Raw genomic sequence first — 14,482 nt, 5'->3', positions numbered from 1 at the left:
GATTTAAAATAGTTTGTAGATCACGGTTTTTGACTTAATTTAACCGCCTCTCAATTTGAATCTTTAAGGTATTTTTTAACTCGGAAGGAGTCTTTTTAGACCAAGTAAAGGAAAATTTAGATCCCTTCCCTTCTTCTGATTCTAATTCAATTGTCCCGCCCCGATCTTCAATAATTTTTTTCACGATGGCTAACCCCACCCCTGTATTCTCAACTTTGTCACGGGGTTGTAAGGTTTGAAACATGATGAAGATTTTGTCATGATAGCTAGGGTCAATACCAGAGCCATCATCACTAATGGTAAACTGAAAGTCCTCGCCCCTGTCCTCGACGGTAATTGCCACCTGACCAATGGGTTGATCTCGGTGTTTAATTCCATTGCTAATCAAGTTAGAAAACACTTGAAATAAGGGTAAACGTTCTGTGGGAAAAATGGGCATTTCTGCACCTATTTTTATCGTAATTCCGGGGGGAGGGTCAAGGGAATCAATCACCTCTTCTAATAATTGTTGAACATCCACAACAGACTCTTCTGATTTTAACCGACCAATGCGAGAATATTGTAATAATCCTTCAATCAGGGCTTCCATACGACGGACGCGACTGCGCAACAAGTTCATCTGATGTTGGGTTTCTGGGGTGAGTTGTTGTTCTAAGTCTTCTTCTAACCAACTGGATAAATTGGCGATCGCACGCAAAGGAGCCTTGAGATCATGGGAGACAATATAGGCAAACTGATCTAACTCTTGATTGCGTTTCTCTAAACTGGTCATGGTTTCCGCTAGGATGGCGGTGGTTTTGGCTAACTCATCGGCCCGTGTGCGCAAGGTTTGTTCCCCTTGTTTACTGGTGGTGATATTCTGCATCATGACCATGCCTGCAAACACCTCCCCCCCCTCATTACTCACAGGCAACACATAAATCTGATAGATCCCCCGGCCTAACGTCATCTCTGTGACTGTTCTTTGCCCTTGTAAGGCATCTCTATAGAGAGGTTCGAGGGTTTTGAGGTATGGGGGCGCTTCTACCTCTAAGACCGATTTTCCCGCCAAGGGTTCCGTCACCCCAATCACGGCCAATTCTGCCCCGGTTGCAATGATATAGCGTAAATCTTGATCAAAGAGAAAAACCGCCCCATTGGGGACGTTATCGGCCAGGGTGCGATAGAGTTTTTCACTTTTGCGGAGGGCGGCCTCAGCTTTTTTCGCTTCGCTAATATCCTGATTAATCTCTAAGTTAGCAATGGGTCGCCCTCGTTCATCTCGATATAAACTCCAACTACTGGAGACGATGATTTTTTCCCCGGTTTTGGTGGTGTGAATCAACTCCCCTCGCCATTCTCCCCCTGCTAAAAACTGTTCCTTAATGGCGGCTACAGAATGGGGAAACTGGGTCTGGAGTAACTCATGGACATTCTGCCCTAATGCCTCTTCTTTCGTCCAACCATAGGCACGCTGACAGGCTAAATTCCAGTAGGTAATCCGATCTTTGAGATCCCGGACTAAAATCAGGTCGTTGGCGAGGTCTAAGCGGGCGTGACTTTCCCGTAAACGGCGACTTTTCTCTAGGACTTCCTGACGCATTTGATAGATTAAATGGGCGAAGATGGCCGCGACGGCTAAATCAATCAACGGCACAAACCAAGGCCTCGGCAGGATTAACAGGGAGATGACTAACAGGATAATTAATGCTGTCCCCCACCAGGGGGCAGACTGAATCAAAGACTGTCGCCAGCGTTTTAGGTCTTTCATAGTTAGGGCTTGCTGAATAAGTCTACTCGTGGGGGTAGGGAACAGGGAACGGGAAGGAACAGGGGAAATTCAGGTTTTTGCCCTCAAGTCTATTTAATTTGGTATAAACGGCTAAAAGTCCTAGTAACACGGCTTAGAGGGATATTCAGCAGACCCTAGTTATTCGAGGGGCTTAAAGCCTAAGACGGCGAAGATTACCCCTAATAGTAAGACCACGGCTCCGGTGAAAACATAAAGGCCGGGGACTTCTTGGAAGAGGAAAAATCCCAATAAACTCGCTCCTACGGGTTCGAGTAAAATCACGAGGGTAACGAGGGTGGGGGATAGCCAACGGATGGACCAGTTAAAGCTAGTGTGGCCGAGGACTTGGGAAAAGACGGCCATTAGGAGAACGTAGATATAGACCCAAGGGGCGTACCCGTCGTAAGGGGTGTTGAAGAGTAAGGGGAGGGGGGCAAGGATGAGGGCGGCGATGGTGTAGGCGATCGCAACATAAACCCCGGTACTGAGGCCTTGCCGTTGGGCTTCTCGTCCCCAGATTAAGTACAAACTAGCACACCAAGCACCGAATAGGGCTAAACCGTCGCCTAAGAGGGGATTACTGCCGACTTCTGTTCCTTCTGCACTCCCCCAAGCAATGAGGCCGCCTCCTCCTAGGGCGATCGCAATTCCTAAGAGGGTGAGTTTAGTCGGTTTTTCCCGAAACCACACCCAGAGTAACAGGGAAATCCAGATCGGGTTTGTGGTAACAATGGTGGTTGAAGCGGTAATCGAGGTGAAGGAGAGGGAGGTAATCCAAGTGGCAAAATGAAGCGCCAAGCTAATTCCGGCGGCAAGGGCAAAGAGTAGGGCTTTTTTGGGGGTTTGGGTGGGTCTAAACTTCCGCCAAGCGGGAAGGACTACCACGGAGGCTAAAATTAAACGGGCTGCCGCGAGAAACAGACTAAAGCCAATCCCCTCTTTCTGGGCTGTTGCGATCGCCAAGCGGATAAAAATAGCTGACCAAGATATCGCCACCACACCCAGACTCAAAACAATAAAAATCTGCCAAGAGGGGGGAGATTGGGAGGACTGTTTCATGGAATAACTGTATTATTGTGAACTGATATTTTTTTGTCTCGTGACGAATAAAAAATACCAGAAAAGCAGGGGCGAGGGAGTAGGGGGTCGGGAATGGGGAATCGGGAATGGGGAATAGTTAATAATTAGGGTCTGCTGAATAACACGCCTATGCTAGGCTCAACAAGGGAACAGGGAACTCTTAACAGGGAACAGATCATCTAAAACTGGCACGATTGCCTATTCCCGACTCCCGACTCCCGACTCCCGACTCCCGACTCCCCAACTCTCGGACTTATTCAGCAAGCCCTAATTATCAACTCCCCCTCTCCCCTGCCCCCCCGTTCCCCGTTCCCTAAAATCTAATAATAATTCCCCACCTTGCGATGGTGAACCGCCGTCAGCGCGTCCGCTTTAGACACCCGCCCCCCATTGACTTGGCTGTAAACAATCCAATGATCTGGGGCATCCATCCGACTGACCACCTCACATTCCAAATAGGCCAGGGCATCAATCAAAATGGGGGAACCATCACTAGCGGGCTGGGTTTTCACCCCCTCAAAGCGATCCTCACCGGGTTTAAACCGCTTGAGGAAATGCTTCATCAAAGCCTGATAATTCCCCTCCTCCAAAATATTCAACACAAAGCGATCGCCTACCTGCATCAAAGACTCAATCGCCCGATCCTTCGCCACCGCAATACTCACCCCCAACGGTTCAAAACTCGCCTGGGCAACCCAAGAGGCTAACATCGCCCCCTTCACATCCCCTTTTTGCGCGGTGATAATATATAACCCCCCGCTAATCCGTCCAATGGCCTTATCTAACTCCGAATCCAGAGACTTCCGTTGTTTAATCGACTTCTCCCGACTCAGCAACTGTCCTAAGTCCGTTCCCGTCTCCTCACAGAGTTGATAGGTGGCCTCGTTGGGGGTTTCCTTAATGCGAATACTGGTAAAGGCCTTAGTTAACCCTTGATTGCGGAATTGGGTTAAAAACGGATCAATGGGTTCGTCATCGCCCCCGTAGGACTCAAAAAAGCCCACTAATTGCTTATCCCCAACGGAAGCCAAAATGGTACTAATCACCGTGCTGGCTTCTTGGGCTTTTTCACCGGAAGAGGGGGGCATCCCAATAATAATCGCACTGGCCCGTTCCGCCAATTCTCGCACTTCCTGCTGATCCGCCCCCAACATATCCATCATCTCCACCGAGATCTCCGTTTTGGTGATTCCGTGGGCAATGGCTTGAGAAAGGCGATCGCTATAGCCATAATCCGACACATAAAACACCGCCACCAGTTTCTCACCCTTCGTCTGTTCCTGACTCCAGACCTGATAACGGTTAATCAACTCCGCCACATTATGACGCAACAGGGGCCCGTGACCATTGGCCACCTGGGCAACCTCCCCTAAATTGCCCATCCGCTTCAAGGCCGACAGCACCGACCGCGCATTAGGGGCCATCAAACACTCATAATAAAACCGATAATCCGGCTCAATATCCCTTAAATTCTCATCCCACAAGGCATCAGAACAATAGTGCATCCCAAACACATCACAAGTAAACAGAGTTTGGGTTCCCCAATCATAGGTCAAAATGGTATCGGGCCAGTGTAAATTCGGCGCGTTGACAAACTCTAAAACGTGACCCTTGCCTAAGTCCAATTTGTCCCCATTTTTCACCACCAACCGTTCAAAAGGTTGATGTAAAAACCCCTCCAGAAACTGAATCGCCACCTTGGAACCCACTACCACCGCTTGGGGAGCCAGCGCTAAAACATCTTTCACCAAACCACTATGATCCGGTTCCGTGTGGCTAATGACCAGATAATCAATCTCAATCGGATCGATTAATCCTGTTAATAAATCCAGATACTGCTGGCGAAATTTCTCATGGGACGTGTCCACCAAAGCCACTTTATCCCCGCGAATCAAAAAAGAATTATAAGTCGTGCCATTTTGTAAACCAAACTCAATATCAAAGCGATCGCGATCCCAATCCAAAGAGCGAATCGTTATCGTATCGGCGGCAATCTCCGCCGTTTGAGTCGTTAAACGTTTTTGTGGTGGGTTGAGCGTTGCTACCATAAATTGTGACCTCGCCGTATATGTAAAATTTCGTTATGATTTCTCATTGTGACAGATTTTTTCAACTCTCGACAGAGTTCCATCTCAGGATATAGTCCCCGTTCCGTCACTCCAACCTCTCCGTTCCTGCTTTCCCCCCTTTCCTCCTATTCGTTAAAGGTTTTCATTTTCAAAACCTCAAATTTTCAGAAATCCCCAATTCTCCACTTGTGGTTAAGCAACAACCGGACATTCTCAAGCCCAATAGCCACCATGAAGCAATATCTCAAACCCACTCCTCTATTCATCGGAATTAGTAGCATTAGTGCTGTTTTTGCCCTCCTTTTACTCTTTTGGCTATTCGGCATTAAAGCCTTAACTAAAAACACCGTTCAAGCCGTTGAAACCTATCTGACCAACCTTGAGCAAGAATTCCCCCCAACTCCCCCCAATTCTGCCGCCTTGCAACTAGAAACCTTAGCCAATCCACTAGGAATTAACCTAGAACTTTCCGACTCCTCCACCCCCCCAGAATCGACAGCCCAACTCCTTCCAGAAATTAGCGACGACCTCACACAATATTTAGAGCAACTCGGAGAATCAACCCAAGATAATATTCCCCCCATCCCCGAAAAACTACAAAATTATCTGAATCTTCACCGCAACGAAATCACAGGCATTCGTCGCCACATCTTAACCACAGATTCCCTCTACTTTGGCATTCCTTACCAAATCACCCGCCTTAACTTACAAACAGAATCCCCCCCCATTCAGGGTCATTTTCGCCTCAGTCAAGTGCTAATTTTAGCCGCCCTTGAGAGCTATTTAGCCGGGGAGATAACCACCGCCTCAGAAAACCTAGAAGCCGCCGCAATACTCACTGAAACCTTACGCCAACAACGCCCGGATTTAATCACCCAACTGGCCTCTCTCCTCCTCGATAAACGTTTAAGCCAAATTGTCCGCCAGTTCAATCTTGCCCCCACCCCTTGGCAAATTGAACGACAGCCTAAAGCCGTAGAACAAGCCATGATCCGCGCCTTAAGATTAGAAAATGCTATCTTGACAAATGCGCTGTTTGACCCATTCACCTATGACCTTGCTAACTCTTACGCCCTCGGTCTTTTACAAGTTTTTAAAAAGCCTTATTTTTATCTAGTCGCCGCAGATACTTGGTCAACCCAAAACCGGATTTACGATTACTTAGAGCATCAAACCTTTTGTTATTTTATCCCAGAAACCCTAGTTAATAATCCAGACCTAACGTTTGCGGGCTGGAATGTGTACGGCAATTCAATCTTATATAAACAATGGTTAAGAGTTGGAGCATCTCAACTCCATTGGGACTTGACAGAAAAGGTACAAAAAATTAAACTAATGGGTCAACAAAACCAGCAACTCCCCGAACAAATTCACAGCTTAGAGGATTCCCTTTGTCCTGAGAGTCGCTGGGTCTATCGTCTCAATCCTGATGGCAGTGCAGAGATTTCCTTAGAAGGGATTCCGGCCGCTTTTGCTGAGGGATATCTGGCTTGGACTTATCAGATCTCTGCACCTTAAGGCTTCTGTTCCACGAGGGCAAAGTTAGGGTATATTAATCCTCACAGGGACATGAATTGATGAAGTATTATGACCTACAGCCTAAGAATTGCCGATTTACCGGAAAATGAGCGCCCCCGGGAACGTTTACTCACTGTCGGAGCAAAAAATCTCCTGACGGCTGAACTCCTCGCTATTCTCCTCGGAACAGGCCAAGGCCCTGGCAAACTCTCGGCTGTTGGTTTAGGACAGTATATCTTACAAACCTTGGGGCAACATCAACGAGATCCCCTTGATGTTTTACGCAGTGTTTCTCCTCAAGAATTAATGGATATTAATGGGGTGGGGCCGGCGAAAGCAACGGCTATTTTAGCGGCCATTGAACTGGGAAAACGAGCCTTTCAACTGCGGCCGGCTCCCCGGGCTTTAATTGATAGTCCTCAAGTGGCGGCTGATGCCTTGAGTCATGATTTAATGTGGCAAAATCAGGAACGTTTTGCGGTGTTATTATTGGACAATAAAAATTGTTTAATTGGGACTCAAGTGATTACCATTGGCACGGCCACGGAAACCTTAGCCCATCCTCGGGATATTTTCCGGGAAGTGATTCGCCAAGGGGCGACTAAGTTAATTATTGCTCACAATCATCCGTCGGGAAATCTTGAAGCGAGTCAAGCGGATTTAATTTTAACGGAGCAGTTATTAAAGTCGGCTCAATTATTGGATCTGCCTATTTTAGATCATTTAATTTTAGGAAATGGCAATTTTGCGAGTTTACGCCAAGTGAGTGATTTATGGACTCGCTATCCTCAAGGGGAATAGCCAGAAGATTGTAGATACTAGATGGGCTGGGTTGTCAAGACTCTGTTTTTGTTGCGTCTCCTAGGTCAAAAGGGCGTATGCAATACGCCCCTACATTGTATTCGGTTTGTAGGGGCGTTACAAGTATCTAACAAATAGCTCATAAACTGATTTCTCTACCTGTGTCTTGATCTCTAACAAATAAATCATCTTCCACTGAATCTAAAATTGGCATCAATAAATCATCAGATAATTTAGAAACTGAATTAGATGTTTTATTTTTCTGTAGCTCCTTGATTTTTTGCATAACATTTTCAGCAATTTGATTTTGTTCATATTCTGGTAACTGCCGGAGTTGTTGGAGCATTCGCTCGACTAATTGGGTCATATTTCCATCTTCCGATTGTTTCTTATTGGTAACTATGAATTAAATGATAACACGATCCCTATCTATAGATTCAGTAAGGGAACGGGGAATAGGCAGAAGATTGTAGATACTGGATGGGCTGGGTTGTCAAGACTCTGTTTTTGTTGCGTCTCCTAGGTCAAAAGGGCGTATGCAATACGCCCCTACATTGTATTCGGTTTGTAGGGGCGTATTGCATACGCCCAAAGGGTTTAATCGCCTCTGATAAACTCCTAAATCTTAGCCAGAAACTGGGTTGGGTTAATGGGTTCGTTTTCCCAGTAAACTCTGGCAAAAACCCGGTTTCAATTGCTAACAAGGTAATGTTGTTGTTTTTATCAAAGATTCTTTTAAATGAGCATAATTGCACTCAATATGGCGGAGTGTTTTTAGCGTTGTCAATCTCAATGTTTTCTGATTACTTCGTTTTTGGTTTAACTCTTCGGTTTTTACAATAAAAAAAGTCCATTGTTCCATATCCATCGGGTTGATGAGTGTCTCTGAATCTGAAACATTTAACAAACAAAAAACATAAACATCTGCCAGACGTTTTGAAATAGGTGTGTTTGTGGTGGAGTCAGTTATTAATTTTGGGGCTATGCTAAATGAAATAGTGGATTTGGCTTTTTGTTTCCATGATTGAAAATATGCGGCGGATTTAACTTCTACTTTAATTCCATTGGGTGTTAATAAATCATACGCATCCCATTCAAGGCGTGTTTTTTGTTGAATATGGAGTGCTTTCATTACCAGAAACTCAGCTAAAATCCCTCTGTTTCTGTTTTCAATTAAATCAGACAATGCCCATTGCCAGAAATCGGTGACAGTAAAATCTAACGATTTATTTCCATCTACAAAATGCTTATCTACAGGTATTTTTGAAGCCTCTATTTTGCTTAAATTGGTGAAATTTTTCATATCCAATCAATTTAGTCCCCCATTAAAGAGGAACTATAAGGCCGGGAAACGTATTCCTACCAAAATTATAGTTTCCATTCAATTTAGTCCCCCATTAAAGAGGAACAAAGAGGGGTTGATGGAGCCCGGCTTGTCGAAAGCGTTTCCATTCAATTTAGTCCCCCATTAAAGAGGAACTGGGTTAAACGTGCCGGAGAACTTAGCCACGTCAAGTTTCCATTCAATTTAGTCCCCCATTAAAGAGGAACCATGGGTGCAATAGTTTTTGCTCGTATGCGAAAGCTTCAAGGTTTCCATTCAATTTAGTCCCCCATTAAAGAGGAACAACAGTAGAAAAAGTCAAAAGCAACAAATGGCTTTTGGTTTCCATTCAATTTAGTCCCCCATTAAAGAGGAACTTAAAAACATCGTCGTCGCCGGGATGATGAAAGACGAGTTTCCATTCAATTTAGTCCCCCATTAAAGAGGAACTTGTTAGTGGATCAATCCGTACCTGAAGAAGCCATCGTTTCCATTCAATTTAGTCCCCCATTAAAGAGGAACTTTGTAATGCTGTGTCCCAAGGATCCTCGTTAGTATCGTTTCCATTCAATTTAGTCCCCCATTAAAGAGGAACTGGGAAGATCATCCACACGGTAGCTAAAGAAGGTTGGTTTCCATTCAATTTAGTCCCCCATTAAAGAGGAACTAATACTACCCACCCTTTCCCCAGCGCGGGTTTTAGGTTTCCATTCAATTTAGTCCCCCATTAAAGAGGAACCGATGTTTCAGGTGGCAATCGTAATGACTTGCCTACTGAGTTTCCATTCAATTTAGTCCCCCATTAAAGAGGAACCACAAAATCGGAACGACCTAGTTCTTGATTGATAAACGACTGTTTCCATTCAATTTAGTCCCCCATTAAAGAGGAACAACTGGCAGAGTTAGAGGATGAGATTGAATCCCTCTAACTTGTTTCCATTCAATTTAGTCCCCCATTAAAGAGGAACCCCAAGTGGAGCACGTAGTTGGTGCGGAAGAATATGTTTCCATTCAATTTAGTCCCCCATTAAAGAGGAACTGCTAAGTTCGTTGAACTAAAGGAAACAGTATGAAGATTTAGTTTCCATTCAATTTAGTCCCCCATTAAAGAGGAACTTCTAAAAGCTTCATAGCTCTGAAAAGAGATAGAATAGTTTCCATTCAATTTAGTCCCCCATTAAAGAGGAACCCTAGTGTTCAACTTGTCGGCTTCCCTCGGAGCCAAGGGTTTCCATTCAATTTAGTCCCCCATTAAAGAGGAACTCAAAGGGAGGATCGTGGATCGCGCAGCAAACAACAGACTTTTTGTCGGAGTTTCCATTCAATTTAGTCCCCCATTAAAGAGGAACGGTCTAGCTGGGATCTCTGCTTCTGCAGATCGCTGGGTTTCCATTCAATTTAGTCCCCCATTAAAGAGGAACTCTTAGCCATTAGGAGAAAATTATGGCTATTAGTATTAAAGTTTCCATTCAATTTAGTCCCCCATTAAAGAGGAACTTAACAAAATCACATGGTTGGTTAACAAGATCGTCATTTGTTTCCATTCAATTTAGTCCCCCATTAAAGAGGAACGCCCGGGTACACAAACTTTGCTGAGTGGGATTACTCGCAGTTTCCATTCAATTTAGTCCCCCATTAAAGAGGAACAGGATTATGATCCCTCTTGAAGACCAGTTCAAATAGTTTCCATTCAATTTAGTCCCCCATTAAAGAGGAACTCGAGGGAAGACAGGGAATCGTGACCTCCTCACCGGGGGAGTTTCCATTCAATTTAGTCCCCCATTAAAGAGGAACAACGGAAAAAGGAACAGTAACGGCGGATTTTGCCTAAGTTTCCATTCAATTTAGTCCCCCATTAAAGAGGAACTAATCTCCCCATGCTAATGTTCCCGAAGAAGTCTGGTTTCCATTCAATTTAGTCCCCCATTAAAGAGGAACAGCTCGGACGGTTGGTTATACCCTAACGGGTCAAAAGATGTTTCCATTCAATTTAGTCCCCCATTAAAGAGGAACCTAATCACTGCGGGAGAGTTGCTTGAAGAGTACGTAGTTTCCATTCAATTTAGTCCCCCATTAAAGAGGAACTAGGATTCTTGGCTGAACCAGTCGTTTCGATGTCTAGTGTTTCCATTCAATTTAGTCCCCCATTAAAGAGGAACAGTGATGTTCCGAATCTCGACCGCTTGCGCCTCATCGTTTCCATTCAATTTAGTCCCCCATTAAAGAGGAACCTGATGGCAGCGCCTCTCTCATCCGTACGGATAAAGAGAGTTTCCATTCAATTTAGTCCCCCATTAAAGAGGAACCATAGCAGAATTCGATTCCATATTAGAGGAATCCGAAGTTTCCATTCAATTTAGTCCCCCATTAAAGAGGAACCCAGAACGGATCACTGGCAGGTTCATTGTCTGCCGAAGTTTCCATTCAATTTAGTCCCCCATTAAAGAGGAACAGGGAACAATGCATTGGGGTGTAGATGTAGATACACCCACTGTTTCCATTCAATTTAGTCCCCCATTAAAGAGGAACGCCGAGGCTACTCACTACCGTGTTAGCAAGTAATTAATGTTTCCATTCAATTTAGTCCCCCATTAAAGAGGAACAACTTATGAGGGGGATGAGGAAGCGTTGCGAGACGCTGTGTTTCCATTCAATTTAGTCCCCCATTAAAGAGGAACAGTTGAAGGGCTCCTACCCATACCCAGTAAACAAACTGTTTCCATTCAATTTAGTCCCCCATTAAAGAGGAACCGACTATGAAGACGAAGACGAAGTCGACGTCGGCTATGGTTTCCATTCAATTTAGTCCCCCATTAAAGAGGAACCCAACGGGCAGCAGCTAAAGGGCGTCTTAGCCTGGAGTTTCCATTCAATTTAGTCCCCCATTAAAGAGGAACTCGATCCTGAGGCGATTCAGTTCCTCGTGCTAGCCGCCCAAGTTTCCATTCAATTTAGTCCCCCATTAAAGAGGAACAAGTGGTATTTTCGTCTATCACTTTAAACAATAGTAAAGTTTCCATTCAATTTAGTCCCCCATTAAAGAGGAACAGCAGTATGTAATAAATGGCACCGAATATTCCCTATTCCCTGTTTCCATTCAATTTAGTCCCCCATTAAAGAGGAACCTTTCTGTCACACTGCAGCTGGGGTTGAGTTCAGTGGCGTTTCCATTCAATTTAGTCCCCCATTAAAGAGGAACACCCCCATTTTAACCCCTTGCCCTGCCTGTTGTCTAGACCCCATTTGCGAACACTCCAAAAAATCACCCCTCTTAGACCCCTTGAATTTTCCATCAACACACCTCAAACTCAGACAGGACAAGCTATCGAACACCTCGACGAAAAATCAACGTTTCAGCCATTTTCCCGACCCGTCGCAAAACTCCCCCCCCGCTATCTTCCCCTTACCACAAAGCAAAATATTTGTCAATCCCCTATATCTAGTGTTTAACTACCATACAGAACACTAGATAACCGAGCCATCCCGGCCGCGCCTCCCCCCCACCCCCCAGACCCCACAAAATCCCCAAAAGCCACTATTTTAATGTACCCCCAAAATTCCCCCCTAAACCCTTATAAAATAATCAACCTAGCGGATTAATTTGCCCAAATTTAAATAGCGGCTTTTTATTGATATAAAAATCAACCTCAACCAGAGCCTCTCAGTCCACTGGTAGGGGGGCGCAGCGCCTGCCATAGTTGGGGTCTGCTGTTCACTTCGTGACGCTCCGCGTTCGCGAAGCGTTGCGTAGCAATATATCCCTCTAAGCCGTGTTACTAGGACTTTTAGCGGTTTATACCAAATTAAATAGACTTGAGGGCAAAAACCTGAATTTCCCCTGTTCCCTTGACTTCTAACAGCGAGAAACTGCAAGGTTTTACGGATAAATCATCAAACTAACCCCTTGCCCTGCCTGTTGTCTAGACCCCATTTGCGAACACTCCCAAAAATCAACCCTCTTAGACCCCTTGAATTTTCGATTTGGTGTATTGATTCAGCTAGAATCAAAAAAGGGAAAAAAGGAGATATAGACAATAAATTATTTTTTTTTCTTTATGTCTGCCAGAGATATTTTCCATGAAGCGGTCAAACGAGCGTTACTCAAGGATCGCTGGCAAATTACAGATGACCCGCTAGAGTTGGAGTGGGAAGAAGTGACCGTTAAAATCGATCTGGCAGCAGAACGGCTGATTGCTGCGGAACGGGAACATGAAAAAATTGCCGTTGAGATTAAGAGTTTTATTAGTTCTTCCGCGATTAGTGATTTTCATACTGCATTGGGGCAGTTTTTGAATTACCGAATTATGTTGGAAGTGAATGAACCTCAACGAGAACTTTATCTTGCAGTTCCGATTGATGCCTATGAAAGTTTTTTCCAGAGTCGTCTAGCTCAGGTTGCTGTTGAGCGAAATCAGGTCAAGTTGTTGGTTTATGATCCGGTTTTTGAGGAGGTTGTGCAATGGATAAGGTAGCGCACTATCGAGACTGTATTCAAAAACTCCTAACGGAATACAGTCATTACAGTAAGGACACAGCCGAGGTAGAGAGTTTACTGTGTTTCGATTTAGAACGCGATCGCTACCAGTTAATGCGAGTCGGTTGGCAACATTTGAAGCGAATTTACTATACCGTCTTGCATTTTGATATTCGAGATGGCCAAATCTGGTTACAGCAGAATGCAACGGATAGTGATGTGGGGGAAGCGCTGGTGGCTATGGGAGTCCCGAAGCACGATATTGTTTTAGGGTTACAGCCGCCTTATAAGCGACCTTACACGGGTTATGGAGTGGGGAGCGATACCGGGTAATGCAGATTTTGTTCACACTCAATGAATAATAACCCACAAAAAAAAGGGCTTAAACAGTTGCCGTTTAACAACGTTTAAACCCTAGGGGGAAAATCTAAAAAACTGGTTAGATATTCATTTCTGCCGCTTGGACTCGTTCGATTTGTTTCTTCTTCAGGGCGAGGAACATTTGACTTAACGCAATGCCCACAAAGAACAGTAATAACCATTTAATCCGAGCCGGATCTTGCAGCACAATTTCTGAATCCTCTTGACCAAAACCACCCACATTGGGATTAGTGGTTAACTCTTGACCTGCTTCAACGGTTTGACCTGCGGCCACGATTAATTCAGGACCGACGGGAATATTTTCTACAACGGTTTTGCCATCGGCGGCGGTAATTGTCACTGTTGCGCCAACTCCGGCCTCTTCGCTGATGTCGCTAATGGTTCCCGCTACAGGAGCAGTAAAGACGTTATTATTGCTCTTGGCTCCTGTGGGGTAGAGTTGACCACGGCCACGGTTTGCGCCTAAGTGAACAGGATATTTCCCAAAGTGCAGGTTTTTGTCCGTTTTGGGGTTAGGAGAGAGGACGGGGAAAGTAATCTCTTGGTATTGTTCCCCGGGTAAGGGGCCGACGATGACCACGTTTTCCTGATCGGCGGTGTAGGATTGGAAGTAAAGGCCGCCTACTTTTTCCTGCATTTCTTCAGGAATCCGGTCGGGGGGAGCAATTTTGAAACCTTCGGGCAGCATTAACACGGCTCCGACGTTTAAACCGCCTTTAGAACCGTCTCCTAGGACTTGTTGGCTGTTTAAGTCGTAGGGGATTTTAACGACGGCTTCAAATACGGTGTCCGGTGCAACGGACATGGGAAGTTCCACTTCTGCGGGTTTTTCGGCGAGGTGGCAGTTAGCGCAAACAATCCGCCCGGTGGCTTCGCGGGGGGTTTCCGGGGCGGTTTCTTGCGCCCAGAAGGGATAAGCGCCCGCACTTTGGGGGGCAATGATATCACTGGTAAAGAAGACTGCAACAGTTGCCACGACGAGGATTGTCAGTTTTACAGCAACCTGCTGACTCACGCGCAGCACGTTTAAAAAGGAGGGTGTTCTCATCTCTACATCAAAAGCT

10 protein-coding genes and 1 CRISPR repeat array are annotated in these 14,482 nt (G+C 45.3%); of the genes, 4 read left to right on the top strand and 6 right to left on the bottom strand.

Translation table 11 applies throughout. The features are described 5' to 3' along the window. Positions 1–34: 34 nt before the first annotated feature. From SPI9445_RS27815 to SPI9445_RS0119800, 3 genes are all read right to left on the bottom strand, one after another. Positions 35–1,750, bottom strand: coding sequence for a sensor histidine kinase (locus SPI9445_RS27815; protein WP_017306525.1), 1,716 nt, complete (start codon positions 1,748–1,750; stop codon positions 35–37). Positions 1,751–1,909: 159 nt separating this feature from the next. Beyond that, entirely contained in the window at positions 1,910–2,830 is a 921-nt protein-coding gene (locus SPI9445_RS0119805; RefSeq protein ID WP_017306524.1) for a DMT family transporter, read from the bottom strand. A 341-nt stretch (positions 2,831–3,171) separates the two neighbouring features. Beyond that, on the bottom strand, positions 3,172–4,899 hold the full coding sequence (locus SPI9445_RS0119800; RefSeq protein ID WP_017306523.1) for a diflavin flavoprotein: 1,728 nt from the start codon (positions 4,897–4,899) through the stop codon (positions 3,172–3,174). 252 nt (positions 4,900–5,151) lie between these two features. Here SPI9445_RS0119800 and SPI9445_RS0119795 point away from each other — a divergent pair, with 252 nt between their 5' ends. Both SPI9445_RS0119795 and radC read left to right on the top strand, forming a co-directional pair. Next, positions 5,152–6,438: a hypothetical protein gene (locus tag SPI9445_RS0119795; protein ID WP_017306522.1), complete on the top strand. Its 1,287-nt coding sequence runs from the start codon at positions 5,152–5,154 to the stop codon at positions 6,436–6,438. Between the two features lie 69 nt (positions 6,439–6,507). Next, positions 6,508–7,239 (top strand): RadC family protein, encoded by a 732-nt coding sequence (radC, locus tag SPI9445_RS0119790; RefSeq protein ID WP_017306521.1) that lies wholly within the window; start codon positions 6,508–6,510, stop codon positions 7,237–7,239. A 139-nt stretch (positions 7,240–7,378) separates the two neighbouring features. Here radC and SPI9445_RS0119785 read toward each other — a convergent pair whose 3' ends face one another. After that, positions 7,379–7,606: a hypothetical protein gene (locus tag SPI9445_RS0119785; RefSeq protein WP_017306520.1), complete on the bottom strand. Its 228-nt coding sequence runs from the start codon at positions 7,604–7,606 to the stop codon at positions 7,379–7,381. A 330-nt stretch (positions 7,607–7,936) separates the two neighbouring features. Next, positions 7,937–8,425, bottom strand: coding sequence for a hypothetical protein (locus tag SPI9445_RS28890; protein ID WP_164674565.1), 489 nt, complete (start codon positions 8,423–8,425; stop codon positions 7,937–7,939). 115 nt (positions 8,426–8,540) lie between these two features. Continuing rightward, a CRISPR array of direct repeats spans positions 8,541–11,762; the repeat unit is 36 nt; unit sequence GTTTCCATTCAATTTAGTCCCCCATTAAAGAGGAAC. An 856-nt stretch (positions 11,763–12,618) separates the two neighbouring features. Between SPI9445_RS28890 and SPI9445_RS0119775 the strand changes: the two genes are divergently transcribed. Further along, positions 12,619–13,035 (top strand): XisH family protein, encoded by a 417-nt coding sequence (locus SPI9445_RS0119775; protein WP_017306518.1) that lies wholly within the window; start codon positions 12,619–12,621, stop codon positions 13,033–13,035. After that, positions 13,023–13,370: a XisI protein gene (locus tag SPI9445_RS0119770; RefSeq protein WP_017306517.1), complete on the top strand. Its 348-nt coding sequence runs from the start codon at positions 13,023–13,025 to the stop codon at positions 13,368–13,370. The genes SPI9445_RS0119775 and SPI9445_RS0119770 overlap by 13 nt, the downstream gene beginning before the upstream one ends. Positions 13,371–13,476: 106 nt before the next feature. Here the strand turns inward: SPI9445_RS0119770 and petA are convergent, their stop codons facing one another. After that, positions 13,477–14,466: a cytochrome f gene (gene petA, locus SPI9445_RS0119765; protein ID WP_017306516.1), complete on the bottom strand. Its 990-nt coding sequence runs from the start codon at positions 14,464–14,466 to the stop codon at positions 13,477–13,479. Positions 14,467–14,482: the final 16 nt, after the last annotated feature.

This window comes from Spirulina subsalsa PCC 9445 (assembly GCF_000314005.1).
Lineage (GTDB): Bacteria > Cyanobacteriota > Cyanobacteriia > Cyanobacteriales > Spirulinaceae > Spirulina_A > Spirulina_A subsalsa.
The sequence above is the reverse complement of the archived record's forward strand: the minus strand, read 5'-3'. Positions and strand labels throughout refer to the sequence as shown.